Here is a 25932-nt window from a genome sequence, read left to right on the forward strand (position 1 = left end):
AACATGACGCAACCAGCGATCAGGAGTGCAGCAGGTGAAGTTCTCAGCATCAAGGGCCAATGCCCACGCAGACACCGATCCGGCTCGCGCGCTGTTTCTTGTCCACGACAACGACACCGATCGCGGGATCGCCGACACCGGCACCCTCCGCGAACATGTCGCCGAGCGCGGATACGAGATCGACATCATCCATCCGGCGGATGAGTTCCCCGATGTGACCGCGTACGAGTTCGTGATCGTCATGGGTTCGGCAGAAGCGGCGTACGACGATTCCGTTCCATGGCTCGCCGCCGAAATCGCTTACCTCCGCGTAGCTCTGGCCGCCAACGTGCCGATCTTCGGTGTCTGCTTCGGCGGACAGCTGCTGGCCCGGGTTCTCGGCGGCAAGGTCAAACGTTCCGAGATGCCGGAGCACGGATACGTCATGATGGACACGGTCGCACCGGATCTCGTGTCCCGCGGACCATGGATGCAGATGCATTTCGACCGGTTCACACTCCCACCCGGCGCACGAGAGATTGCCCGCAACGGCGCTGCGCTGCAAGCTTTCACGTTCGGGAAAAGCCTGGGCGTCCAGTTCCATCCGGAGATCTCACCGGCGGTCTGGGCGACGTGGCAGGCGAGCTGGGCGGCCACCCGCGAGGGACAGTTGGTGGTCGAACGCGGCATCGACCTGCAACAGATCACCGCCGAGATCTCCGCGCGCGCCGAAGAGTCCCGAAGAAACTGCGGCAACCTCCTCGACGCGTTCCTCGCCCTCGCTCAGGCACCGGTGTAGGGCGGCACCGCCAGGCAGGGCACCGCGCGGGGGTGCTGTGGATCAAGTGCATTGAGTACCATGGCGGCCGAACGTTGGTTGGCGACGATCGACAGATGGTCGGACCGATCAGCCGAACAGGTGTCCTGGACAACGATATTCGTCACGTCAGTGCCGGCCGGACCAGCCAGGATCCCACTGGTATACGGCACCACCAACTGGTCGTAGCGGGTGACGATGTTGGTGTAGGTGATGCCCTCGACATACGGTCCGCCGCCGGCATCGATGGCCGCTTCAAAGGACTCGTCACCGGGTGCGGCAATACAGTCCGGGCAGTCGGTGTCCGGGATCGCGATCGGCGGCAGGCCCAGGCCGTCGATGAACACCGTCGTGAAGTCCGAATAACTCGCACCGTCGTCGGAGCCCTGCCAGTAGGGCGCCAAGGAAACATACTTGTCGATCTTGGGAGCGCCCCCGTAGTACTTGGCCCAGTACGTCGGGATCTGAGTCCCCTGCGAATGACCCACGATGTCAACCTTTTCCGCACCGGTCTTCGCCAGGACGTTGTCGACGAACACCTTGAGCTGCCACGCGCTGACATCCTTGGGACCCAGACCACCGACCCGTGACACCGGCCATACCGATGACAACTCGCCGTACGTCAACGCGAAGACGCAATAGCCGTCGTTCTTCAGCGTCGGAACCATCGAGATCCAGTTGGTCTGCTGACTGCCTGCGGTTCCGTGCACCAGCACCACCGGATTCGGATGCTCGGCAGAAGGCTTACAGCTGTAGTCGTTCGATCCGGGCAGTGATCCACCCGGGTTGGCGAGTTCGGCCGGGATTCCGGCCAGGAAGTTGTAGGTCACCGGCAGCGGTGCGGCCTGCGCGGCCGGCGCCACACCGACCCCGACCACCAGCAGGATTGTCGTGATCAGCACCGATCGAAATGTCCACCGCATGACATCCATCCTTCCGGGTTCTCGCATTTTTCGAAGCTAGCACTGAACCTTCAGTCCTCGGCAGACATCAGCAGATCGAAGCGCACCCCGAGTAGACGGATCGGGCGATCGAGTTCGAACTTGTGCAGAACATCGAGCATCTCGGATTCCAGGACGGCAAGGTCGGTGGTCGGTGTCGGCAATTTGTGCGACTTCGTGCGGGTATAGAAGGTCTTCGTTCGCACCGTCACCGCCACGCGAAACGGTGTGCGTTGCTCGGAGATCACCTGATCGAGCAGTTCCCGGGTGAGCCGGCGAACGGCGTCGTCGATCTCCACAGGATCGGTGAGATCGGTCGGAAAGGTCTCGACCTTGCTGTGCGAGCGCGCGATGAACGGCTCGGTACTGACGTTGATGTCGCCGCCGCCGCGTGAGAGCAGGTTCAGCCAGTTGCCCAGATGCGGGCCGAATTCTGCGATCAGGCGGCCGCGGTCCTCCGCCGCCAGCTGCGCCACCGTCATGATGCCGAGCTTCTCGAGCTTTGCCGTCGTCTTCGGTCCGACACTCCACAGGTCGCCGACGCCACGCGCCCCCATGACCGGCATCCAATTCTGGTTGTCCAGCGAAAAGACATGGTCTGGTTCGCGTTTGGCAAAACCGGTGGCCATCTTGGCCCGTTGCTTGTTGTCGCTGATCCCCACCGCCGACGACAGCTGGTTGTCATCGAGGATGCGCCGACGGATCGCCTCGGCAAGCCCGCGGAGGTCGACGTCGATGTCGTCGGCCGGAACACCGAGAAACGCTTCGTCCCAGCCGATCACCTCCACCGGATATCCGAAGCTGCGCAGCGTCGCCATCACCTCATCCGAGGCCACGTCGTACGACGGGTGATCGAGCGGGAGGTAGATGGCCTCCGGCATCTTGCGGAACGCCGACCGCAGCGGCATACCTGCCCGAACCCCGAGGTCACGGGCTTCGTAGGACGCACACGTGACAACTTTGCGCGGCTCCATGGGATCCCCGGTACCCCCGACTATCACGGGTACACCGATCAGATCCGGGTTCCGGCGGCGCTCCACCGAGACCTGGAACTGATCCAGGTCGACGTGCATGATCGCGCGAAACCGGCGGATCGGGGGTGATGTCATCGATGCCGACGATATTCGACAACGAGGTCAGGCGCCTGGGGAATCCCCAGACGCCTGACCACCCCGCGATGTGTGTGCCTACACACCGTCCTCATTCGAGTCCGGCGGATACGTTCCGTTCGCGTACGGATTGAACTCGTTGGTGTAGAGGTCCTCCACCTTGATTCCGGCCGGAAGTTCGCCGAGTCGAACCGCTTCGTCCACCCAGACGGTGAACTCTTCGGGTTTGATCACGCCGCCCGGCACCGGAATGCCCGGACTCTTCCACTTCTTCACGAACTCGGTGTTCTCGTTGCGCCCGCGGGCGTCGATGATCTCGACGAATCGGTTGACCACTTCCTCACGTGGACGCAATTGCGCCCACCGGATCGCGCGCGAGACACCCTGCACATAGTCCCGGACCACCTCCGGATTCTCGGCGATGTAGTCGTCCCGGAAGACCTGCGTGGCGATGGAGAGGCTGCCGATCAGGTCCGTGTCCCGGAAGATCTCGTGCAGGCCACCTTTCTCCAGCGCAACGTCTTTGAAGATCGTCCCTAGGTTCCCCGCCTCGATCTGACCCTGACGGAGCGCCAGTTCGGTGTTGATCGGCGGCACCACCGTGAGCGCCACCTTCTTGATGTCGGCGTCCGAGACACCTTCACGATGCAGCCACTGTTTGATGGCGTACTCGTGATAGGCACCAAGGGTGTTGATACCGACGGTCTTTCCCACCAGGTCCTGCGCCGTCTCGATGCCACTGCCTTCCAGGGAGTAGTAGCCGTGGAACGTCTGATCGTCGGATCCGTTGGTCGAAAGAACCCCGGTCACCTTCGACCCGGCCTGCTGGAGCTTGGCGACCGACCCGTTGAACGCGCCACCGGTATCGACCTCACCGGTCGCGACCGCCTGAATGTCCTGTGGCCCACTGGTTGTGTCGCCGACCCACTCGAGTTTGACCTTCTGGAAGTACCCGAGTGATTCGGCGAGCTCCGACCATCCGACCTGCGACGCCCACCCCTGGTAGCGCACCGAGACCTTGCCGTCCTCACCCACCTCGGCGGCGGCTCCCGACGAACACGACGCGAGCAACATCGTGATGGCGGCAAGAACCGCAACAACGGCGCTGGTGGCGACCTGTGGTCGATTGGTCATGGAATATCTCTCTGTCGAGTGCGGTCGCGGCCTATGAGCCGATGAACTGTTCGCCGGAGATGGACACCGATGGCCTGCCGTCGACGCCGATCGGCACATCGCCTTCGATGGTGGTGCGGTACAGCGTCCGCGTCACGTCCAGGTGATTGATGTCGCCCGGCGCCAGATGCGCGGTCGCGCGGTTGTCCCAGACCGCGATGCTGCCCGGCAACCACCGGAAACGCACCGTGTACGCGGGCCTGGACACCTCCTCGAACAGCAGATCGAGGAGCGCATCACTCTGACGTCGGCTGTATCCGATGATCCGGTTCGTGAATCCGGGTTGGACGAACAGTATCCGCTCCCCCGTCACCGGGTGGACCCTCACCACCGAGTGTTCACTGATCAGTGGCGCCTTGCTCACCTTCTCTCCATAGCTGCTGTCGGACTTGAAGATCGGGTGCCGTCCACCAAAGCGGTGCTCGGCACGCAATCCGTCGACGAGTTCCTTCAACGAGTCCGGCAGCCCTTCGTAGGCAGCGGCCAGATTGGTCCAGCTGGTGTCACCCCCGCGCACCGGCGCGACGTCGGCACGCAAGATCGTCACGGCCGGAGGATTCACCAAAGCCGTGACATCCGTGTGCCATTCGTTGGTGTAGCCGGCCGCCTTGATCCCGAACTTGCGTTCGTAGTCCCGGTTGTCGACCTTCAGGATCTCGGGGAACTCGGTGGGCGCATCATCGTCGTAGGGGTGTGATGCCGTGACCCGGCCGAACGTACGCGAAAACGCGATCTGCGCAGCGTGATCGATGTCCTGATCGCGGAAGAACAGCACCTTGTAGTGGTGCAGCCCCTTGGCCAGGGCCCTGGACTGTTCCGGTGTCAGCGGGTCTCGCAAGTCGATTCCGTCGACCTCGGCTCCGATGTGTCCGGCGACGGGGAAGAACCGGAGATCGGCCCGGGTGGTGTTCTCACTGATGTTCTCGGTGATCGTCATGGCTGTTGTTGCCCTTCTGGTTGTTGGTCAGGCGCTCTTGCGCGCAAAGAATGGCTCACCCGAGACGGATCGGGACCGCTGGCCGCCAACCCCTTCGGGCACATCACCTTCCACGGTGGTGCGGTGCAGAACGCGAACGACGTCGAAATGATCCAGATCGGTCGGGGCCTGGTGGATGGTCGCCCGGTTGTCCCAGACACCGACGCTGTCGGGCGTCCAGCGAACTCGAACGGTGATGGCCGGGTTGGTGATCTCCTCGAACAGCAGGTCCAGGATCCGGTCGCTCTGCGACGGGCTGACGCCGAGGATCCGGCTGGTGAATCCCGGGTTGACGTAGATCAGCCGCTGACCGGTCACCGGATGCACGCGGACAACCGGATGTTCGCTGATGATCGGGGTCTGCGTCGTCAGCGCCTCGGACTCAGAGCCACTCTCCCAACGCTTTTCGCGCCCCCCGAACCGGTTCTCGGCGTACAGACCTTCAAGGAACCGCTGCAGCGAGGGCGGCAGGTTGTCATATGCCGCACCGAGATCCGCCCATGTCGTATCACCGCCGACCTCGGGAACCAGCTCGGCCCGCAGGACGGTCACCGCCGGAGGGTTGATCAGCGCGGTGACATCCTGGTGCCAGAAATTGGCGTAGCTGTACCGCCGCGAACCACCACGGCTGGCGTAGGTACGTGAATCCACCTCCAGCACTTCAGGATGACCGGCAGGTGACTTGTCGGTGTACCCCAGCGGATGTGCATCGGTGACCGGTCCGAAGTACTTCGTGAACCGGACTTGCTGCGCATGATCGATCTTCTGATCCCGAAAGAACAAGACCTTGTACTCATACAGCGCATCCCGAAGTTCCTGCTGCGCCCGCACATCGAACTCCTCGGTCAGGCTCAATCCCGAGACCTCGGCGCCGATATAGCCGGCAATCGGCTCCACCGACAACCTCGTCGACACAGATTCCCGGGTGTCTGCAATTGCCGTCATAATTGTTCCATTTCTCTAATCGATAGGCGGGCTATCCGCTTTCTGTGATGGAACTCAATTGATCATCGAGGGTGCAGTTGATGGCAAGGACGCCTTCCACAATGTGAAATCCCGGGCTAGATAGGTTCACTGCGCGCACAAATGTTTGCGACAGACGGCGGTGGCACCACCATGTCAACCAAGGACTGCACGCACACTCCAGGGGGAGGACCACCAGGTGACCGAACTGACCGGGACGGAGCAATCAGGGCGAACCGGATCGCAGTCGGTTGAGCGCGCGATCTCGGTGCTGTACGCGATGGAAGGTGCGGAACACTCACTCACGATCAGCGAACTGGCGGGGCGTGTCGGGCTCCCGGTGAGTACGACGCACCGCATCGCGCAGGCGCTTGTCCGTGGCCGGCTGCTGGCACGGGAAGGGCCGAGTTCGTACCGGATCGGCGACGGGATCACCGCCCTCGCACAAACAGCGGCCCGCCAGATCGACGTCGAAGCTGCGGCCCCTCACCTGCACGGATTGTCGTCAGGAATCCGGATCACCGCCAGCCTCGGGGTTGTTGAGCACAGCGAGGCCGTCACGGTCTATTCAGCGCGGCCACCGTCGATGTTCTGTGGTCATCAATTGCCCAGCCGTCGGTCCAAGCTCGAGGACAGCGCGATGGGGCAGGCGATTGTGGCCTTCGGTCAACGGCGGGACCGGCGTATCGCAGCCATTCCTGACGTCCAGGCATCGCGACGGCGCGGCTACTCGGTGTCCTCGGCGGACGGCGTCACCGCGATCGCGGTACCGGTGTTCGACGCGGACGGTCAGGTCCGGGCATCCATCGGCGTACAAGCACGAAGTGTTCGGCTCAACCACGAACTGATCAACCTGATCCACCCCGCGATGCGGCAGACCGCCGAGTTGCTGCGCGGTGTGGTTGCCGATGGTCCGGTACGGACCAATATCGATCAACTTATACGCGCCACGATTTAATCGAGGCAAATCTTCCACAATGTGAAATACGTTGTTGGGACCAGGGGGGCCCGAGCGTGAGAATCGGTCCACATACCAATTCTGTGTCCGCATTCAGCCGTTGTTCTCGAGCGCATCAATAAATCGGACAAATCGAAAGGAAAGCAGTGAGTCACATTCACAAGTGGCGCGTTCTCGTCGCAGCCGCACTTGCATTGACCGTCGGAGTGAGCGCTGCTGCCTGCGGTTCGTCCGACGAGGCAACCGTCACCGCGGACGGCAAGACCGAACTGCGCTACCTCGGTTCGCCTGCCACCGTGCAGTTTCCGGAGCTGGCCGCCGATCTGGGCTACTTCACCAAGGTATCGCTGAAGTCGGTCGGTGAGACAACCAGTGGCCCCCAGTCGATTCAGGCCACCGCCACGGGTGACTCCGACTTCGGTTCGGCGTTCAACGGCGCCATCGTCAAATTGAAATCGGCTGGATCGCCGATCACCGCGGTTGTCGACTCCTACGGCGCCGACGACAAGACGTACAACGGATTCTATGTGGTCGACGGATCTCCGATCCGCGGTGCGCGTGACCTGATCGGCAAGAAGGTCGGTATCAACACATTGGGTGCACACTCCGAGTTCGTCATCCGTGAATGGCTTGCCCGAGAGGGACTTTCGAAGGACGAGATCGCCTCGGTGCAGCTACTGGTCGTACCGCCGATCAACACCGAGTCGGCACTTCGCGAAGGCCAGATCGATGCCGGGGCCTTCAACAACATCTTCCGTGACAAGGCTCTCGAAACAGGCGGCCTCCGTGAACTGTTCACCGATGCGGTGTTCGGCGACTTCAGCTACGGAACCTTCGTCCTGCGCGACGACTTCATCAAGAAGAACCCGGAGGCCGTCAAGGACTTCACCCAGGGCACTGCCCGTGCCATCCGCTGGACGCAGGTGACACCACGCGACGAGGTCGTCGCCCGGTACAAGGACATCATCACCAAACGCGGAAAGGGTGAAGACCCGGCATTGGCCGACTACTGGCAGAGCTCGTCCATCCCGACCCCCGGCGGAGTCATCAAGCCCGAAGAGTTCGCGCTCTGGATCGATTGGCTCGTGCGCAATAACGAGTTGGATGAAGGTCGGCTGACGCCGGATGATCTGTACACCAACGCCGACAACCCCTATTCCGACGGCACATACCAGCCCGACTCGGGCCCGGACGGCGAAGCGGTGGTGGCAGCGCGATGACAACTCCGAAACTGGAACTGCGAGGCGTACGAAAGACGTTCTCCTCCCCCGGAAAACCCGACTTCGTCGCCATCGACGACATCAGCATCGCATCCGCCGAAGGCGAGTTCCTGGTGCTCGTCGGGCCAAGCGGCAGTGGCAAATCCACGCTACTCGACCTGGTGGGCGGGCTCACCAGGCCGACCGCCGGCGAGATCCTGCTGGACGGCAAAACCATCACGGGTCCGGGCCTGGACCGCGGCGTGGTCTTTCAGCAGTACGCTCTCCTGCCGTGGCGCACAGCCCGCGCCAACATCGAATTCGGGCTGGAGGCCAAAGGGATCTCCCGCAGGCAGCGCCGCGCGATCGCCGACGAGTACCTCGGGTTGGTCGGTCTGGGCGGATTCGCCGACCACTATCCACATGAACTCTCCGGCGGCATGAAACAGCGGGTCGCGATCGCCAGGAGCCTAGCATACGACCCCGAGGTATTACTGATGGACGAACCGTTTGCCGCACTCGATGCGCAGACCCGAGAATCGTTGCAGGACGAGCTTCTTCGCATCTGGCGGGCAACCGGCAAAACGATCCTGTTCATCACACACGGCATCGACGAAGCCATCTACCTCGGCCAACGCGTCGCCGTCCTCACCGAACGTCCGGGCCGGATCAAGGAAGTCCTCTCGATCAGCATCGACCGGGACTCCACAGACGACATCCGGTCATCAGAACAATTCCGCGACTACCGGCACCGCATCTGGTTGTCGTTGCGGCCGGAAGTCCAGAACAGTCTCCACGGAGACGAAGCGCAGCGGAGCTCGACCATTCCACTGATCGGAGTAGGAACCCATGTCTAGTGTCACGTTGGAGAAGGCAGTAACCGCAGCACCGGTCGAGGCACCATCCGACTCGGCGCCGGCATCGACCCAATCGCCAGGCCGCCGAATATTCAGTGGCGCAACCAAATCAGGCAAGTTGATCTTTCGTTCGACGATCGCGCTGGCGTTGCTGATCGCCTTCTGGGAGATAGCACCACGCGCCGGACTCGTCGACCGGACGTTCCTGCCGGAGTTCTCGGTGGTGGTGAAAGCACTGGTGGATCTTGCCGAGAGCGGCCAGTTATGGGAGCACATCTCCGCCAGCCTGAGCCGAGCCCTCAAAGGTTTCGTGATCGCGGTGATCGTCGCGGTGCCGCTCGGCATCGTGATCGGCTGGTACCGGCCGGTGGCCCAGTACCTCAATCCGGTGCTCGAGTTGTTCCGCAACACCGCAGCCCTCGCCCTGCTGCCGGTCTTTGTCCTGATCCTGGGCATCGGCGAGACCTCGAAGGTGGCGCTGGTGATCTACGCCTGCGTCTTCCCGATCCTGCTCAACACGATCTCCGGGGTCCGGACCGTCGACCCGTTGCTGATCAAATCTGCTCGTTCCCTGGGACTTCCGTCCTATCGACTGTTCCAGAAGGTGATCCTGCCTGCTGCGCTACCCACCATCTTCACCGGCATCCGGTTGTCGGCGGCCGCGTCGATCCTGGTGCTGATCGCCGCCGAGATGGTCGGGGCGCGGTCCGGGCTCGGCTACCTGATCATGGCCAGCCAGTTGAACTTCCAGATCCCGCAGATGTACGCGGGCATCCTCACCATTGCACTGGTCGGGTTGGCCTTCAACTTCGTCCTGGTTCTGTTCGAACGTCGGTTCTCACGTTGGCGCACACCCGCCAACGTCTGAATCACTCTCACCAACAAAGGAAATCATCATGTCTCGTCAACTACATCTGAACGCCTTCCTGATGGGAGTCGGACACCACGAGGCCGCCTGGCGCCATCCGAGGACGAACGAACAGGACATTCTCGACGTCGGCCATTTCGTCAGGCTCGGTCAGATCGCCGAACGCGGCCGCCTCGACTCCGTGTTCTTCGCGGACGGCCTGGCTGTGGGACCCAACATCCGCCGGAACACTCAGGCGATTTTCGAGCCGATCACGTTGCTGTCCGCCATCGCAGGCGGCACCAGCAAGGTCGGCCTGATCGCCACTGCCTCAACGGGTTACAGCCATCCGTACACGTTGGCCAGGGCGTTTGCCTCGCTCGAACACATCAGCGGTGGGCGGGCAGGCTGGAACATCGTGACGTCGGGGCAGGAACTGGAAGCACTGAACTACGGCTACGACTCGATCCCGGATCACGCCGGCCGATACCGGCGGGCCCAAGAGTTCGTCGACGTCGTCAATCGGTTGTGGGACAGCTGGGACGACGATGCCGTGGTGCTCGACGTCGAGCGTGCCGAGTTCGCGAATCCAGATCTGGTCAGTCCGATCCACCATGTGGGCGAGCACTTTTCGGTACGCGGTCCGCTGAACTCACCGCGATCTCCGCAGGGAAGGCCGGTGCTGGTCCAGGCCGGATCGTCGGAGGACGGCAAAGAACTCGCCGCGCGGTACGCCGAGGTGGTGTTCACCGCGCAGCGCACCATCACCGAAGGCCAGGACTTCTACCGCGACCTGAAGGGCCGATTGGCTCGCTACGGCAGAAGCCTCGATGATCTACAGATCCTCCCCGGCATCGTGCCGTTCATCGGGAGCACCGAGAAAGAGGCCCTTGACCTCGAGCGGGAGTTCACCGACCTGATCTCCCCGGACTATGCGCTCGGCCAGCTCTCGAACTTCTTCAACGTCGACCTCACCGGGCTCTCACTCGACGCCCAGCTCCCCGACCTGCCACCGGAGTCCGAGATCGAGGGCCACAAGAGCAGGTCGACGCTGGTGCGCCAGCTCGCCGCCAACGGCAATCTGACGATTCGCGAACTCATCGGGCGCCTCGGTGGAGGTCGCGGTCATCGCAGCATCGCCGGTACACCCGAACAGATCGCCGACAACCTGATCGACTGGGTTGACGCCGGGGCAGCCGACGGCTTCAACGTGATGCCACCCTACCTACCCGGCGGACTCGAGGACTTCGTCGACCACGTGGTGCCGATCCTGCAGGCGCGCGGCCGATTCCGCGAGGACTACACCGCATCGACATTGCGTGGGCACTACGGCATCGAGCTGCCGTCGACCACCAACCGGATTCGGGAGACTGCGTCCACGTCGGCATGACGTCACTCGGCGAGCCCGCGCGGGAGACGAAGCCTGCGGAGCTCGACCCGAGGAAGCGGGAGACGAAGCCTGCGGAGCTCGACCCGAGGAAGCGGGAGACGAAGCCTGCGGAGCTCGACCCGATTGGACAGCGTTCCGTCGAGCGCCCACTGCGGTCACTGGCCGGCACCGTCTATCTGCCTGCGGCCGCCTACGGGATCGGGCAGGGGGCGGCGGCACCGGTCATGGTGTTGTCCGCCCTCGAGCTCGGCGCCTCGGCTGCGGTCGCCGGGTTGACGGTGGCCATCGTCGGGCTCGGTCAGGTCATCGGCGATACCTGTTCGGGACAGATCGTGGCGAGGATCGGTGAACGCCGCTCGATCATCGCCGCCAGTTCGGTTGCGGCAACGGGTGCACTCACCTGCCTGTTGGCGAACACCGTGTGGCTGTTGGCTTTTGGAATCCTCCTCGTGGGCCTGGCCAACGCGGTCTGGGGTTTGGCGCGACAGAACTACTTGTCGCTGGCCGTACCGTTCGCCTGGCGCGCGAGAGCGATGTCGTTGTTCGGCGGAGCCATGCGGTTCGGATTCTTCGTCGGGCCGTTGGTGGGGGCAGGCGCGATCGTGCTGATGGGGTCGAGGGGCGGATTCGTTGTCCAACTGGCGGCGATCGTCGTCGCCGGACTGATGATGGCGCGCCTGCCGGATCCGCCGGAGGCCGGTGCCGTGGCTTCACCGCAGAGCCTGCGAGGGGTGTTCTCCGAACATGGCCGCCTGCTGGCCACCCTCGGTGCCGGATCGCTACTGCTCGGGGTGGCCCGCAGCTCGCGAGACGCGATACTGCCGTTGTGGGCCAACCACATCGGATTGTCCCCCGCCGTGGCCAGCCTGTTGTTCGGTGTCGGCGCGGCCGCGGACGTACTGTGCGCCTACCCCGCCGGTCATCTGATGGACCGCTTCGGGCGCACGTTTGTGGCCATCCCTTCGATCGTGGTGCTCGCGATGGCGTATCTGATGCTTCCGCTCACCTCGACCGCGGCCGGTTTCGCCGCCGTTGCCGTCGTGATGGGCATCGGGAACGGGTTCGGGAACGGGGTGATCATGACCATCGGTGCCGACGTCGCACCGGAGTCGGGACGGGCCGAGTTCCTTGCCGCATGGCGCTTGACCCACGATGCGGGATTTCTGACCGGCCCACTGTCGGTCGCGGTGTCGGCAGCGATCTTCCCACTGTCGGCTGCAGCATTTGCGGCAGCGGGACTTTCCGCGGCGGGCGCCGGACTCCTGGGCAAGTATGTTCCGGAATACACCCGTATCAACAGACACAAGGAGCGAAGCGATGGACCTCGGATTGATCGGAAGACGAGCGATAGTCACCGGCGGTAGTAAGGGCATCGGATTGGCGATCGCCTACGCGCTGGCCGCCGAAGGCGCCGACGTGGTGATCGCCGCCCGCGGTGCCGAGGCGCTCGAGAAGTCCGCCGGCGACATCGCCGAACGTTCCGGTCGGCGGATCCTGGCCATCCCTGTCGACACCGGCGACGACGCCTCGGTCCAAAACCTGGTGGCTCGCACGGTTGCGGAGTTGTGTGGCGTCGACATCCTGGTGAACTCGGCGGCGACCCCGTGGAGTGCGGGCAAGCCGACCGACTTCGCCGCGACCACCGACGACATCGTGCGTCGCGAGGTCGAGATCAAGGTCCTCGGCTACCTGCGCACCGCGCGTGCCGTGGCGCCGCATCTCATCGACCAGGGCTGGGGCCGCATCATCAACATCAGCGGTCTCGGTGCGCGGCAGGCGAATTCGATTGCCCAGACCATTCGCAACGTGATTGTGTCGGCGCTGACCAAGAATCTCGCCGACGAGCTGGGGCCGCACGGCATCAACGTCACCGTTGTCCATCCCGGTCGCACCCGAACCGCCCGGCTCGATGAGCAACTGGCCGCCCAGTCCGCGGATACCGGCACCCCCGTCGCAGAACTGGAAGAAGCGTTGGCCACCAACTCCATCCGGCGAATCGTCGATGCGAGCGAGGTCGCCGACGTGGTGGCCTTCCTGGCGTCGCCACGCAGCATCGGGATCACCGGGGACGCGATCGCGGTCGGGGGTGGTGTGCCGGGGCCGGTGTACTACTGAGGCCCGCTAGCCGTCAGATCTGTCCGGTGGCGTCGTACATCCAGGACATGTCGGAGGCGGCCAGCTTTTCCATCCAGTCCGGCGGAGCCGTGGAGGCCAACCCGCCGAAGTCCCAGTAGTCCTTCCACAGGGTGATCTTGCCGCCCGACACCTTGTGAACGGTCACGAAAGCCAGTGTCGCGGTCTCGCCGGAGGGCCAGGACCAGGTCTCGCTGTGCTCGTACATCACGTCGGGGCCGCTGGAGATCAGGAGACCGTCGTGGTTGATGTAGTCGGACAGTGGTTCCAGGCCCACCTTGAGCCGCTTGACGATGTCGTCGGGCCCACACGCCGCGGCGGCGGGCCCGAGCGGCATGTCGACGTAGATGCAGTCGTCGGACACACATCCCTTGACCCCCTCCCAGTCCCGCTTGCTCAACGCTGCCCAGAGACCCAGGACTGCGGACTTGTTGTCATCTGACACGCTCGTACCTCTTTTCAGTTGTTCGCGCGGGTAGGAAACGGCCAAACCTCTTGTGTCCGAGCACCTCTGCCGGACGGCCACCGGTGAACACCGTCTCGCCATTGACCATGACGGTGCGGACGGTGCTGTCGTTGCGGTTGACCATCCGCGACAGCCCGCCGAACTGCTCGACCTCGGCCTCCCGGTAGTCCTCGAGCGATGCGTCCAGATGCTCGGGGTCGAGAAGGGACAGGTCGGCCCGGTCACCGACGCGCAGGTGCCCGGCGTCGATGCCGTACCAGTCGGCAAGCTCGCCGGTCAGGCGATGCACCGCGTGCTCGACGGTCATGAACGGCTCACCGGCTTCGGCGGCCGAGTGCACGTGCCGGAGTAGCCGCAGTCCGAAGTTGTAGAACGCCATACTCCGCAGGTGTGCGCCCGCGTCGGAGAATCCGATCTGGATCCCCGGCTCCTTCGCCAGCTTCTTGAGGAGCTCGGGACGGTGATTGGAAATGGTTGTGCGCCAACGCACTTTCGTCCCGTGCTCGAGAAGGAGGTCGAGGTATGCATCGACCGGGTGAACCCCACCGCGGTCGATACCCACCTGCCCGAATGTCTTGCCGACCACGGTCTGATCCGGACACTCGACGATCTCGGCGTCGAAGAAGTCCCGGTGCCAGACCCGTGGCCCGTACTTTTTGTCGTAGTCCTTACGGAAAGCGCGGCGGTAGTTCTCGTCGCGCATGAGTTCGTTGCGGTCGATCTCGGTCTGCAAGTGCAGCGCTGCGGCGCCGGATCCGAACTCCTCGAACACGGCGAGTTCCATGCCGTCGGCGTACACCTCGAACGGAACGGGCAGGTGCTGCCACCGGAAGTCAGCGCCGAGCCGATTGACTCCCCTCGCGATGGGACCCATTGCGTGGATCACCTCCGGGCGAGCCTTGATGTCCGCCGCGGACAGGAGGCTCGTCTTCAGTTGTGGCCGGCCCCATCCCAGTGATGTGAGCACCTGCGACAGCACGTTGAGTGGACGTGAGATGTCCGGCCCGGACTGCAACACCCGCGCCCGTGTCCGCAGTATCGCGTTGAGCTTCCGTAACTCGCGCCGCTTCGCATACGTGGACGGGAGCGTCCGGGACCGGCAAACATCGCCGTCGAGTTTGTCGAAGAGGAGCTGCTGCGAGGACAACCCCAGGAAGCCCGCATCCAGCGCCTCGGTGAGCATGCGTTCCATTCGGAGCTGCTCCGCAGGCGTGGGCCTGACGTCGCCTCGGGTGGCGCGGTCGAGGCCCATCGTCGCGGCGCGGATGTCGGAGTGCCCGATGAAGGCCGCGACATTGGGGCCAAGGGCGAGGGACTCGAGCGCCTCGACGTACTCGGCCGCGGTCCGCCATGTTCTGTGTTGTTCGATGTTCGAGATGACATGTTGCCGCGGGATCGCCTCGACCCGCCCGAACAGGTCACCGGCGACGTCGGCGTCCACGTGGATCGTCGACAGCGAGCAGGAACCCAGCAGCACCGTGGTGACGCCGTGGCGAAGCGACTCGCTCAGCGCCGGACCCCCGAGCACCTCGACGTCGTAGTGCGTGTGGATGTCGACCATCCCGGGCAGGACCCACAAACCAGTTGCGTCGATGACGTCGGAGCAACCGTCCGCGTCGAGAGGTTCAGCGGAGATCGCGACGATGCGGCCATCGCGGATCCCGATGTCGCGGATCTCTGACGCGGTGCCGGTGCCGTCGAACCACCGGCCGCGACGGATCACGGTGTCGTAGGTCATGGACGGATTACAACCCAGGCCGGGGAGTCACGTCAGCCGAATCACCAACCTGGTGACAAGTTGCCGAATCTCGTTCGCATAGTGCAAATAGTCCTCGATGGGGACCGTCAGGCCGGTGCCGGTTTGTGGTCGGCGACGAGCCTTTCGGCCAACTCGTAATCGTCGTCGCTGTTGTAGGTCAGACCTCCGACGGTCACTCCGGCGCTCTGGTACCAGACGGTGAAACCCTGGTCTGCTTCGATCAGATGCGCGGTGTCGAAGCCGTCGCCCCAGGCGGCGTACTTGAGAGTGTGATCGCCGATGGTCGTCCAGAAGCCCGGCACCGCGCTCCACGATCGTTCGACCCCGGCGACCGTGGCACCGGCGACTTCGCCTTGATCGGCGGCGTCCTGCCAGTGCTCGGTCGCGATCCGGCGGCCCGCAGTCGGGTTGTGGGCGAACGCCACATCACCGACCGCAAGGACGCCGTCTGCACTGGTGCGCATGTGTTCATCGACGACGATCCGGTTCTGTTCGGTGGTCAGCCCCGCGTCCTGCGCGATGTCGGCGCAGGGCGTGATGCCGGTGGCCGCGAGAATCAGGTCGGTGTCGATCCGTACGCCATCATCCAGGGCCACAACCCCGTCATCGAGTCGGGTGACCGTCGCCCCACCGACGTATCGAACACCGGAATCTTCGAGCATCCCGAGTATCTTTCTCCCGGCTTCGGGACCGAGCCGACGTGCTTGGGGCACCTGTAACGGCGCGACGAGGGTGGTCGTGATCCCCCGTGCCGACAACGATGCAGCCGCCTCACATCCGATGAAACCGGCGCCGATGACCACCGCCGAACCGGCCTGCTGCGCAGTGGTGCGCAGGGCCTTGGCCTCGGCGAAGGACCGCAGTATCAGCGCATTCCCGGCGCCGGGCACCGGTATCGTCGCCGGCCTGGCACCCGTTGCCACAATCACGGTGCCGAAGCCGACGGTTTCGCTGGTCGAGAGTTTCGCGGTCCGGGCGTCGATGTCCAGGCCGACAACCGATGTGGCAGTGCGGATTTCGATGTCCCGGTCGGCGTACCACGATTGCGGATGCTGGGTGATGTCATCGAACTCGCTCTTCCCCTGCAGGAATTCCTTGCTCAGGGGCGGACGAAAGTAGGGGGCGTCGGCGTCGGTCGTGACCATCAGAACATGCGCGCTGCCACCGTTGTCCCGGTAGGAATCCGCCGCGGCCACCGCTCCCGGGCCGCTACCGATGATCAGTACGTCCTTGCTGTCCATATGTGGTCGCGTACCCGGATTCGAGATCTGCGAACCATAAAGGACCCGACCTGTCCGCAATAGCTGGGAAGCTGATTTCAGCCCACAGATAGCCCGCAACCAGGAGGAACCGTCATGAACTGGACACTCGAACTCGTCATCCTGCCGGTCACCGACGTCGATCGCGCCAGGGACTTCTACAAGAAGATCGGCTTCAACGTCGACCACGACCAGACCGTGTCCGACGACATCCGTTTCGTGCAGATGACCCCACCCGGCTCGGCCTGCTCCATCGCCTTCGGCAAGGGGGTCACCGACGCCGAGCCCGGCTCGGTGCGAGGCCTGCAGGTCTGTGTCTCCGACATCAACAAAGCTCGGGACCAACTGTTGTCCGTCGGCGTCGACCCCGGCGAAGTCGACATCCAGGCCTGGGGTCACTTCGTCTACTTCACCGACCCCGACGGCAACGCCTGGAATGTCCAATACCTGCCCTACCGCGACAACTCATGACTCCGTCCCCCACCCCCACCTCCAAATTCGCGGCCTCTGCTCACGCCACTTCTCCCGCTCGTACGCCTGTTCAGTCGTTTCACCGGGACGGAGGTAGCGGATGTACTTTGCGTAGCCGTCGAACTCGCCCGCCACCAGACCACCCCAGTCGAAATCGGTGCGGGCCACGAAGGTTCCATCTGGGGTCAGGAATCTGTGCTGCAGACGCGGAACCGGTATGTCGCCGAAGCTCAACATCAATGCGCGAGAGAGGGATTCACCAATGCTTTCGGACTTCCCGTCGGCCACCGCGAGTGCGGCGCGAGCAATCGAGACGCCGGTCCTCCCTGCGCTGCGTCGTAAAACGGTCTCGAGCTCGGATCGCGACACCCCCGCGTACATCGCGCCATCGAGCACACACACCGCCTGAAAGAACGTCCCGGAACGTGCGACATCGATTGCCGTCCTCGCCGGCGAGGTCACCAGGAACTCACCAACCGTGATCACCTCGTCGGGCTCCCATTTCGCCCCGTGCACGACACATGCCCGACCCTTCCGGTGTCCACCTCCGATTCGGTTTGCCGTGAAGTGGACCCGGGTTCGGTCACCATCGAGCGCCGGCAGTCCATGCAGGACTGCGGCAGACCAGTGACTGATCGCCTTGCCCGGCTCGCCGTTGTCGGCAGCGGCAAGCACCTGCCGCCGATAGATCTCCCTTTCGCGGGCAAACCGATCGAGCGCAGCCAGATCTGAGGTGAAGGTGCAGAAGCCGCAAATTCGCGCCACCTGCTTGCGTTCGCGCCTGTTGCAACCGGTGCGAACGCAGGTAAGTGGCGCGAATTTGCGGGTGGGGGCTCAACACAAAAAAAGCGGGCGCCCCCTCGAAAGGGAGCGCCCGCTTTTTGTTGCGTTTACCTAGCGGTAGTCGCTGCTGAAGCCGTAATCGTCCAGCGGGACAGCCGCACCCGACGGGGCACCGAAGGTGCCGTCCGGGCTGTAGTAGGTGTCGTCGTAAGACGGCACCGCGTACGCAGCTGCACGTGCTTCTTCGGTCGGCTGCACCTGGATGTTCCGGTACCGGTTGATACCGGTTCCGGCCGGGATGAGCTTACCGATGATCACGTTCTCCTTGAGGCCGACGAGCTTGTCGCTACGGCTGTTGATGGCCGCATCGGTGAGCACGCGAGTGGTCTCCTGGAACGACGCCGCCGACAACCAGGACTCGGTTGCGAGCGATGCCTTGGTGATACCCATGAGCACCGGACGTCCGGCAGCGGGCTCGCCACCTTCGGCCACGACGCGACGGTTGGCCGCCTCGAACTCGGCGCGCTCGGTGAGCGAACCGGGCAGGAACTCGGTGGCACCGGAATCGATGATCGTCACGCGACGCAGCATCTGACGAACAATCGTCTCGATGTGCTTGTCGTGGATCGACACACCCTGGCTCCGGTAGACCTCCTGGACCTCGTTGACCAGGTGAACCTGCACCTGACGGGGACCCATGACACGCAGCACCTCGTGCGGATCGGCAGCACCTTCCATGAGCTGCTGGCCGACCTCGACATGATCGCCGTCAGCGAGCAGACGCTCACTGCCGTCCTCATGCTTGAACACGCGCAGACGCTGACGCTTCGAGATCTTGTCGTAGATGACCTCTTCCGAGCCGTCGTCCGGGATGATCGTCATCTTGTAGAAGCGATCATCGTCTTCCAGGCGAATGCGTCCGGAAACCTCGGCGATCGGGGCCTTGCCCTTGGGGACACGGGCCTCGAACAGCTCCTGAACACGCGGCAGACCACCGGTGATGTCGTCGCCGACACCACCCTGGTGGAACGTACGCATGGTCAGCTGGGTACCGGGCTCACCGATCGACTGGGCCGCGACGATACCGACGGCCTCACCGATGTCGACGAGCTTGCCGGTGGCCATCGACCGTCCGTAACACGTGGCGCAGACACCGGTGCCGGTGCCACAGGTCAGGACCGAACGGACCTTCACCTGCGAGATGCCGGCCTCGAGCAGAGCCTCGATCGCGGGATCACCGAGATCAAATCCACGGTTGATGATGAGCTTGCCGTTGGCGTCGATCGCGTCGGTGGCCAAAGTCCTTGCGAACGTTGACGTCTCGACGTGGGCGTCGCGGATCAGCGTGCCATCGGCCTGCTTCTCCGCGATGATCGTGTTGATGCCACGCTCGGTGCCACAGTCGGTCTCACGCACGATGACGTCCTGCGAAACGTCCACCAGACGACGGGTTAGGTAACCCGAGTCGGCGGTACGAAGCGCGGTGTCGGCCAGGCCCTTACGGGCACCGTGCGTGTTGATGAAGTACTCGGCGACGGTCAGACCCTCACGGAACGAGGACTTGATCGGACGCGGGATGAACTCACCCTTCGGGTTCGTCACCAGACCCTTCATGCCCGCAAGCGAGCGAATCTGGGTCATGTTGCCCGCGGCACCGGACTGCACGATCATCGGGATCGGGTTGTCGTCGGGGTAGTGACGCTCCATATCGGCGCCAACCTCTTCGGTTGCCTGCTTCCAGATCTCCACCAGAGCGTCACGACGCTCGGCACCGGTCAGGGCACCACGCTGGAACTTGCGCTCCAGACCATCGGCCCGGTCCTCGTACCTTTCGAGGATCTCGCCCTTGTTCGGCGACACGAGCACGTCGGACATCGCGATGGTGACACCCGAACGGGTGGCCCAGTGGAAGCCGGCGTCCTTGAGCTTGTCGACGGTCTGCGCGACAACGATCATCGGGTAGCGCTCGGCCATGTCGTTGATGATCGTGGCCTGACGCTTCTTCGGCATCTGCTCGTTGACGAACGGGTAATCGTTCGGCAGCAATTCGTTGAACAGCACGCGACCCAAAGTGGTCTCGATGATCCACGGGGTGCCGAACTTCCAGCCCTCCGGGAACTGCTCCCGCTCGATCGCCCGGGTCGGACGCTGGTGCGTCAGCCGGACCTTGATCGGCGCCTGCACGCTGAGCACGCCACGGTCGACAGCCATCTGAGCCTCGGACGGGGTCGAGTAGACCCCGCGCTCGACATCGTCGCCGGTCGATGCGGTGTACGCGCCGACCGCCTGATCCTTGAGCGTGGTCAGGTGGAACAGACCGGTCACCATGTCAAGACGCGGCATGGCCAACGGACGGCCCGACGCAGGCGACAGGATGTTGTTCGACGACAGCATCAGGATGCGGGCCTCGGCCTGCGCCTCGGCGGACAGCGGCAGGTGGACTGCCATCTGGTCCCCGTCGAAGTCGGCGTTGAAGGCCTCACACACGAGCGGGTGCAGCTGGATGGCCTTGCCCTCGACCAGCTGGGGCTCGAATGCCTGGATGCCCAGACGGTGCAGGGTCGGCGCACGGTTCAGCAGAACCGGGTGCTCGGCGATGACCTCTTCGAGGACGTCCCACACGGCCGGGCGCTGACGCTCGACCATCCGCTTGGCGGACTTGATGTTCTGCGCCTGGTTCAGGTCGACGAGACGCTTCATCACGAACGGCTTGAACAGCTCGAGTGCCATCAGCTTGGGCAGACCACACTGATGCAGCTTGAGCTGCGGGCCGACGACGATGACCGAACGGCCCGAGTAGTCGACGCGCTTGCCGAGCAGGTTCTGACGGAAACGACCCTGCTTGCCCTTGAGCAGATCGCTCAACGACTTCAGCGGGCGGTTACCCGGTCCGGTGACCGGACGGCCACGACGACCGTTGTCGAACAGTGCGTCGACGGACTCCTGCAGCATCCGCTTCTCATTGTTGACGATGATCTCGGGAGCACCGAGATCGATCAGTCGCTTGAGGCGGTTGTTGCGGTTGATCACGCGGCGGTACAGGTCGTTCAGGTCGGAGGTCGCGAAGCGGCCACCATCGAGCTGGACCATCGGACGCAGCTCCGGCGGGATCACCGGCACGGCGTCGAGAACCATACCCAGCGGCGAGTTGCCCGACCGGTGGAACGCTGCCACGACCTTGAGCCGCTTCAGTGCGCGGAGCTTCTTCTGCCCCTTGCCGTTGCGGATCGTGTCGCGCAGGATCTCGACCTCGGCGGCGATGTCGAAGTCCTCGAGCAGACGCTTGATGGCCTCGGCACCCATGGCTCCGGTGAAGTACTCGCCGTAGCGGTCCTGGATCTCGCGGTACAGCTTCTCGTCGATGATCATCTGCTTGGGAGCAAGTTTGACGAACTTGTCCCAGATCTCGTCGAGATCGTCGAGGGCGCGCTGCGCGGTGTCACGGATACGGCGCATCTCGCGCTCGCCGGCATCCTTCACCTTGCGGCGGGCATCGGCCTTGGCGCCTTCGCGCTCCAGCTCTGCCAGGTCCTCTTCGAGCTTCTTGGCGCGCTCTTCGAGGTCGGAATCCCGAGTGTCTGCGACACCCTTCTTCTCGACCTCCATCTCGGCCTCGAGCGTGGACTTCTCGTTGTGGCGCAGTTCGTCGTCCACAGCGGTGATCACATAGGCGGCGAAGTAGATGATCTTCTCGAGATCCTTCGGCGCCAGGTCGAGCAGGTAACCCAACCGGCTCGGCACACCCTTGAAGTACCAGATGTGGGTGACCGGTGCGGCCAGCTCGATATGACCCATCCGCTCACGACGCACCTTGGCGCGAGTGACCTCGACGCCGCAACGCTCACAGATGATGCCCTTGAAGCGGACACGCTTGTACTTGCCGCAGTAGCACTCCCAGTCCCGGGTGGGACCGAAGATCTTCTCGCAGAACAAGCCATCCTTCTCGGGCTTGAGCGTGCGGTAGTTGATCGTCTCCGGCTTCTTCACCTCACCGAACGACCAGTTGTGGATGTCGTCGGCGGTGGCCAGGCCAATCTTCAGTTCATCGAAAAAGTTGACGTCGAGCACTATTTACCTTTCAGTAGCTCAGACAGAAAAAGCTGGGTGATCAGTTGGCCAGGTCATCGACGGTGGCGGCTTCGTTACGCGAGAGGTTGATACCCAGGTTGGCCGCAGCCCGCTCCAAGTCCTCGTCGTCGCCGTCACGCATCTCGATGGCGGCACCGTCGGAGCTGAGTACCTCGACGTTCAGGCACAGCGACTGAAGTTCCTTCAGCAGCACCTTGAACGACTCGGGGATACCCGGTTCCGGGATGTTCTCGCCCTTGACGATTGCCTCGTAGACCTTCACGCGGCCGACAACGTCGTCCGACTTGATGGTCAGAAGCTCCTGCAGCGTGTACGCCGCACCGTAGGCCTGCATGGCCCAGCACTCCATCTCACCGAAACGCTGACCACCGAACTGCGCTTTACCACCGAGTGGCTGCTGGGTGATCATCGAGTACGGCCCGGTCGAACGAGCGTGGATCTTGTCGTCGACCAAGTGATGCAGCTTGATGATGTACATGTAACCGACCGAGACCGGGTACGGGAACGGCTCGCCACTACGACCGTCGAACAGTGTGGCCTTGCCGTCAGCGTTGACCATCACCTCGCCGTCGCGGTTCGGAAGCGTCGAGGCCAGCAGGCCCGTCAGTTCCTCTTCGCGAGCGCCGTCGAACACCGGGGTGGCGGTGTTGGTTCCCGGCTCCACCGAGAGCATGTCCTCGGGCAGACGCGACGCCCACTCCGGCACACCCTCTGCGACGTTGATATTCCAGCCGGTCTTGGCGATCCACCCGAGGTGGGTCTCCAAGATCTGACCGATGTTCATACGACGCGGAACACCGTGGGTGTTCAGGATGATGTCGACCGGGGTGCCGTCAGGCAGGAAGGGCATGTCCTCGGCGGGCAGGATCTTGCCGATGACGCCCTTGTTGCCGTGGCGGCCGGCGAGCTTGTCGCCGTCCTGGATCTTGCGCTTCTGGGCCACGTACACCCGGACCAGCTCGTTGACACCGGGAGGCAGATCGTCGTCGTCATCACGCGAGAAGACGCGGATGCCGATGACCTTGCCGGTCTCACCGTGAGGAACCTTGAGCGAGGTGTCGCGAACTTCGCGAGCCTTCTCACCGAAGATGGCACGCAGCAGACGCTCTTCCGGGGTCAGCTCGGTCTCGCCCTTCGGCGTGACCTTTCCGACCAGGATGTCGCCGTCGCGGACCTCGGCACCGATGCGGATGATGCCGCGCTCGTCGAGATCGGCGAGCACCTCATCGGAGACGTTCGGGATGTCCCGGGTGATCTCCTCGGCACCGAGCTTGGTGTCGCGCGCGTCGATTTCGTGCTCTTCGATGTGAATCGAGGTGAGCACGTCCTCTTCGACGAGACGCTGGCTCAGGATGATCGCGTCCTCGTAGTTGTGACCTTCCCACGGCATGATCGCCACGAGGAGGTTCTTTCCGAGGGCCATCTCACCGTTCTCGGTGCAAGGACCGTCGGCGAGAACCTGTCCGACCTCGACCCGCTGACCCTCGTCCACGATCGGACGCTGGTTGGCACAAGTGCCCTGGTTCGAGCGTGCGAACTTGCGCATCTGGAAGGTGTCGCGAGTGCCGTCGTCTGCCATCACGGTGATGTAGTCGGCGGAAACCTCTTCGACCACACCGTTCTTCGGCGTCAGGATCACGTCACCGGCGTCGACAGCAGCACGGAGCTCCATGCCGGTACCGACCAACGGCGACTCGCTGCGAACCAGCGGCACCGCCTGACGCTGCATGTTGGCACCCATCAGTGCACGGTTGGCATCGTCGTGCTCGAGGAACGGGATCATGGCCGTGGCCACGGACACCATCTGACGCGGGCTGACGTCGAGGTACTCGACCTGGCTCGACGTCACGAACTCGACCTCGGCGCCCTTCTTACGGACGAGCACGCGCTCATCCGTGATGACACCGCTGGCATCGAAATTGGTGTTGGCCTGACCGATGAGGAAGCGATCTTCTTCATCGGCGGTCATGTACTGGATCTCATCGGTGACGACACCCTCGGTGACCTTGCGGTACGGGGTCTCGATGAAGCCGAACGGATTGACCCGTGCGTACACCGACAGCGAACCGATCAGGCCGATGTTCGGGCCTTCCGGGGTCTCGATCGGGCACATACGGCCGTAGTGCGACGGGTGGACGTCACGGACTTCGAGGCCGGCACGCTCACGGGACAGACCACCGGGGCCCAGCGCCGACAGGCGGCGCTTGTGGGTCAGACCCGACAGCGGGTTGTTCTGGTCCATGAACTGCGACAGCTGCGAGGTTCCGAAGAACTCCTTGATCGCGGCGACCACGGGACGGATGTTGATCAGGGTCTGCGGCGTGATGGCCTCGACGTCCTGGGTCGTCATACGCTCGCGAACGACACGCTCCATGCGGGACAGGCCCACGCGGATCTGGTTCTGGATGAGCTCGCCGACGGTACGCAGGCGACGGTTGCCGAAGTGGTCGATGTCGTCGACCTCGACCGGAACCTCGACGCCACCGGGCACGGTCATGGTGCTGGTGACGTTGGGGTCGGCCTCGTGCAGACGCACCAGGTACTCGACGGTGGCGACGATGTCTTCTTCGGTCAGCACCGGAGCGCCGGCCATCGGGTTCTCGACCAGACCGAGCTTCTTGTTGACCTTGTAACGGCCGACCTTGGCCAGGTCGTAACGCTTCTCCTTGAAGAACAGGTTCTCCAGCAGGGTCTGCGCCGACTCCTTGGTCGGGGGCTCGCCCGGACGCAGCTTGCGGTAGACCTCGAGCAGGGCCTCATCGGTGCCGGCGGTGTTGTCCTTCTCCAGCGTCGACATCATGATCTCGGAGAAGCCGAAGCGCTCCTCGATCTGCTCCTTGGTCCAACCGAGCGCCTTGAGCAGCACGGTGACCGACTGGCGGCGCTTGCGGTCGATACGAACGCCGACGGTGTCGCGCTTGTCGATGTCGAACTCGAGCCAGGCGCCACGACCCGGGATGACCTTGACGCTGTGCAGGGTCTTCTCGGTGGCCTTGTCGATGTTCGCATCGAAGTAGACACCGGGGCTACGGACCAGCTGGCTCACGACGACACGCTCGGTGCCGTTGATGATGAAGCTGCCCTTGTCGGTCATGATCGGGAAATCGCCCATGAACACGGTCTGGGACTTGATTTCGCCGGTGTTGTTGTTGATGAACTCGGCGGTGACGAACAGCGGAGCCGCGTAGGTCATGTCTTTGTCTTTGCACTCCGCGACAGAGGCCTTGACCTCATCGAACCGCGGGTCGGAGAAAGACAGCGACATGGAACCGGAGAAGTCCTCGATCGGGGACAGTTCGGCGAGGATGTCCTCCAGGCCGCCGGTAGGGTTTCCATCGCCGCGAGATGCAGCGCGCTCACGCCATTCCGCGGAACCGACGAGCCACTCAAAGGACTCGAGCTGCACATCAAGCAGTCCGGGTACTTCCAGTGGCTCGCTGATCTTTGCGAAAGAGGCGCGCCGAGGCGCACCTGGAATGGTTGAGGTGGACTGGCGGGTGACTGCCAAGATATGTCCTTCCAACACGAATAACTCGTTAGTGCCCTAGTGGTGTTTCGCTGCTGTACAACCTGGTCAACGGCGATCACCTGGAACACCACAAGCTCTGTGGTTGGAAGGTGAAATCGTGAGGTGGACAGGACGCAGCCAGCGCAACGTCCAACTGTACCAGAAAATGGGCGCACGTAAACAACCCCACGGAGTTACTGCGAACAGACTGCAACCAAGAAGGCCCCGCGTCAAGAGGAACGCGCGGTTTTTGAG

20 protein-coding genes are annotated in these 25932 nt (G+C 63.5%); 9 read left to right on the plus strand and 11 right to left on the minus strand.

Going from position 1 to position 25932, the window contains the following annotated elements; translation table 11 throughout:
• Positions 1-34 precede the first annotated feature (34 nt).
• Complete coding sequence (locus AC1TQG_RS03715) at positions 35-778, plus strand: type 1 glutamine amidotransferase (RefSeq protein WP_482135587.1); 744 nt, start codon at positions 35-37, stop codon at positions 776-778.
• Here the strand turns inward: AC1TQG_RS03715 and AC1TQG_RS03720 are convergent.
• The 5 genes from AC1TQG_RS03720 to AC1TQG_RS03740 form a co-directional block, all read right to left on the minus strand.
• On the minus strand, positions 763-1719 hold the full coding sequence (locus AC1TQG_RS03720; RefSeq protein ID WP_482135588.1) for an esterase/lipase family protein: 957 nt from the start codon (positions 1717-1719) through the stop codon (positions 763-765). The genes AC1TQG_RS03715 and AC1TQG_RS03720 overlap by 16 nt on opposite strands.
• A gap of 50 nt (positions 1720-1769) precedes the next feature.
• Entirely contained in the window at positions 1770-2846 is a 1077-nt protein-coding gene (locus AC1TQG_RS03725; RefSeq protein ID WP_482135589.1) for a DNA polymerase IV, read from the minus strand.
• Between the two features lie 78 nt (positions 2847-2924).
• Positions 2925-3980 (minus strand): ABC transporter substrate-binding protein, encoded by a 1056-nt coding sequence (locus AC1TQG_RS03730; protein WP_482135590.1) that lies wholly within the window; start codon positions 3978-3980, stop codon positions 2925-2927.
• Positions 3981-4011: 31 nt separating this feature from the next.
• Positions 4012-4956 (minus strand): TauD/TfdA dioxygenase family protein, encoded by a 945-nt coding sequence (locus tag AC1TQG_RS03735; protein WP_482135591.1) that lies wholly within the window; start codon positions 4954-4956, stop codon positions 4012-4014.
• Between the two features lie 27 nt (positions 4957-4983).
• Complete coding sequence (locus AC1TQG_RS03740; RefSeq protein WP_482135592.1) at positions 4984-5940, minus strand: TauD/TfdA dioxygenase family protein; 957 nt, start codon at positions 5938-5940, stop codon at positions 4984-4986.
• Positions 5941-6157: 217 nt separating this feature from the next.
• On the opposite strand from AC1TQG_RS03740, the gene AC1TQG_RS03745 reads away from it, so the two are divergent.
• The 7 genes from AC1TQG_RS03745 (at position 6158) to AC1TQG_RS03775 (ending at position 13324) form a co-directional block, all read left to right on the plus strand.
• On the plus strand, positions 6158-6916 hold the full coding sequence (locus AC1TQG_RS03745) for an IclR family transcriptional regulator (protein WP_482135593.1): 759 nt from the start codon (positions 6158-6160) through the stop codon (positions 6914-6916).
• A gap of 146 nt (positions 6917-7062) precedes the next feature.
• Positions 7063-8136 (plus strand): ABC transporter substrate-binding protein, encoded by a 1074-nt coding sequence (locus AC1TQG_RS03750; RefSeq protein ID WP_482135594.1) that lies wholly within the window; start codon positions 7063-7065, stop codon positions 8134-8136.
• A complete protein-coding gene (locus tag AC1TQG_RS03755) occupies positions 8133-8972 on the plus strand; it encodes an ABC transporter ATP-binding protein (RefSeq protein WP_482135595.1) in 840 nt (279 codons plus the stop codon). Before AC1TQG_RS03750 ends, AC1TQG_RS03755 begins: the two co-directional genes overlap by 4 nt.
• Positions 8965-9840 carry an ABC transporter permease gene (locus AC1TQG_RS03760; RefSeq protein ID WP_482135596.1) on the plus strand — a complete coding sequence of 292 codons (876 nt, stop codon included), beginning with the start codon at positions 8965-8967 and terminating at the stop codon, positions 9838-9840. The genes AC1TQG_RS03755 and AC1TQG_RS03760 overlap by 8 nt, the downstream gene beginning before the upstream one ends.
• A 28-nt stretch (positions 9841-9868) precedes the next feature.
• Entirely contained in the window at positions 9869-11209 is a 1341-nt protein-coding gene (locus tag AC1TQG_RS03765) for an LLM class flavin-dependent oxidoreductase (RefSeq protein WP_482135597.1), read from the plus strand.
• Positions 11206-12573: an MFS transporter gene (locus AC1TQG_RS03770; protein ID WP_482135598.1), complete on the plus strand. Its 1368-nt coding sequence runs from the start codon at positions 11206-11208 to the stop codon at positions 12571-12573. Before AC1TQG_RS03765 ends, AC1TQG_RS03770 begins: the two co-directional genes overlap by 4 nt.
• Positions 12527-13324 carry an SDR family NAD(P)-dependent oxidoreductase gene (locus tag AC1TQG_RS03775; RefSeq protein WP_482135599.1) on the plus strand — a complete coding sequence of 266 codons (798 nt, stop codon included), beginning with the start codon at positions 12527-12529 and terminating at the stop codon, positions 13322-13324. The genes AC1TQG_RS03770 and AC1TQG_RS03775 overlap by 47 nt, the downstream gene beginning before the upstream one ends.
• A 13-nt stretch (positions 13325-13337) precedes the next feature.
• On the opposite strand, the gene AC1TQG_RS03780 is transcribed toward AC1TQG_RS03775, so the two are convergent.
• From AC1TQG_RS03780 to AC1TQG_RS03790, 3 genes are all read right to left on the minus strand, one after another.
• Complete coding sequence (locus AC1TQG_RS03780) at positions 13338-13787, minus strand: nuclear transport factor 2 family protein (protein WP_482135600.1); 450 nt, start codon at positions 13785-13787, stop codon at positions 13338-13340.
• On the minus strand, positions 13777-15546 hold the full coding sequence (locus tag AC1TQG_RS03785; RefSeq protein WP_482135601.1) for an N-acyl-D-amino-acid deacylase family protein: 1770 nt from the start codon (positions 15544-15546) through the stop codon (positions 13777-13779). Before AC1TQG_RS03785 ends, AC1TQG_RS03780 begins: the two co-directional genes overlap by 11 nt.
• Positions 15547-15653: 107 nt before the next feature.
• Positions 15654-16808: an NAD(P)/FAD-dependent oxidoreductase gene (locus tag AC1TQG_RS03790; protein ID WP_482135602.1), complete on the minus strand. Its 1155-nt coding sequence runs from the start codon at positions 16806-16808 to the stop codon at positions 15654-15656.
• Positions 16809-16922: 114 nt separating this feature from the next.
• Here AC1TQG_RS03790 and AC1TQG_RS03795 point away from each other — a divergent pair, with 114 nt between their 5' ends.
• A complete protein-coding gene (locus AC1TQG_RS03795; protein WP_482135603.1) occupies positions 16923-17297 on the plus strand; it encodes a VOC family protein in 375 nt (124 codons plus the stop codon).
• Here the strand turns inward: AC1TQG_RS03795 and AC1TQG_RS03800 are convergent.
• From AC1TQG_RS03800 to rpoB, 3 genes are all read right to left on the minus strand, one after another.
• Complete coding sequence (locus AC1TQG_RS03800; RefSeq protein WP_482135604.1) at positions 17292-18062, minus strand: hypothetical protein; 771 nt, start codon at positions 18060-18062, stop codon at positions 17292-17294. The genes AC1TQG_RS03795 and AC1TQG_RS03800 overlap by 6 nt on opposite strands.
• A 129-nt stretch (positions 18063-18191) precedes the next feature.
• Positions 18192-22148, minus strand: coding sequence for a DNA-directed RNA polymerase subunit beta' (locus AC1TQG_RS03805; RefSeq protein ID WP_482135605.1), 3957 nt, complete (start codon positions 22146-22148; stop codon positions 18192-18194).
• A 40-nt stretch (positions 22149-22188) separates the two neighbouring features.
• Positions 22189-25677 (minus strand): DNA-directed RNA polymerase subunit beta, encoded by a 3489-nt coding sequence (rpoB, locus tag AC1TQG_RS03810; protein ID WP_482135606.1) that lies wholly within the window; start codon positions 25675-25677, stop codon positions 22189-22191.
• Between the last annotated feature and the right edge of the window lie 255 nt (positions 25678-25932).

The sequence above is a fragment of the Williamsia sp. Y844 genome (assembly GCF_056786475.1).

Coding starts and splice junctions, on each gene's coding strand:
- AC1TQG_RS03795 (WP_482135603.1), top strand. CDS start 16,923: ATGAACTGGACACTCGAACTCGTCATCCTGCCGGTCACCGACGTCGAT.
- AC1TQG_RS03785 (WP_482135601.1), bottom strand. CDS start 15,546: ATGACCTACGACACCGTGATCCGTCGCGGCCGGTGGTTCGACGGCACC.
- AC1TQG_RS03735 (WP_482135591.1), bottom strand. CDS start 4,956: ATGACGATCACCGAGAACATCAGTGAGAACACCACCCGGGCCGATCTC.
- AC1TQG_RS03775 (WP_482135599.1), top strand. CDS start 12,527: ATGGACCTCGGATTGATCGGAAGACGAGCGATAGTCACCGGCGGTAGT.
- AC1TQG_RS03755 (WP_482135595.1), top strand. CDS start 8,133: ATGACAACTCCGAAACTGGAACTGCGAGGCGTACGAAAGACGTTCTCC.
- AC1TQG_RS03730 (WP_482135590.1), bottom strand. CDS start 3,980: ATGACCAATCGACCACAGGTCGCCACCAGCGCCGTTGTTGCGGTTCTT.
- AC1TQG_RS03740 (WP_482135592.1), bottom strand. CDS start 5,940: ATGACGGCAATTGCAGACACCCGGGAATCTGTGTCGACGAGGTTGTCG.
- AC1TQG_RS03760 (WP_482135596.1), top strand. CDS start 8,965: ATGTCTAGTGTCACGTTGGAGAAGGCAGTAACCGCAGCACCGGTCGAG.
- AC1TQG_RS03765 (WP_482135597.1), top strand. CDS start 9,869: ATGTCTCGTCAACTACATCTGAACGCCTTCCTGATGGGAGTCGGACAC.
- AC1TQG_RS03725 (WP_482135589.1), bottom strand. CDS start 2,846: ATGACATCACCCCCGATCCGCCGGTTTCGCGCGATCATGCACGTCGAC.
- AC1TQG_RS03720 (WP_482135588.1), bottom strand. CDS start 1,719: ATGCGGTGGACATTTCGATCGGTGCTGATCACGACAATCCTGCTGGTG.
- AC1TQG_RS03770 (WP_482135598.1), top strand. CDS start 11,206: ATGACGTCACTCGGCGAGCCCGCGCGGGAGACGAAGCCTGCGGAGCTC.
- AC1TQG_RS03790 (WP_482135602.1), bottom strand. CDS start 16,808: ATGGACAGCAAGGACGTACTGATCATCGGTAGCGGCCCGGGAGCGGTG.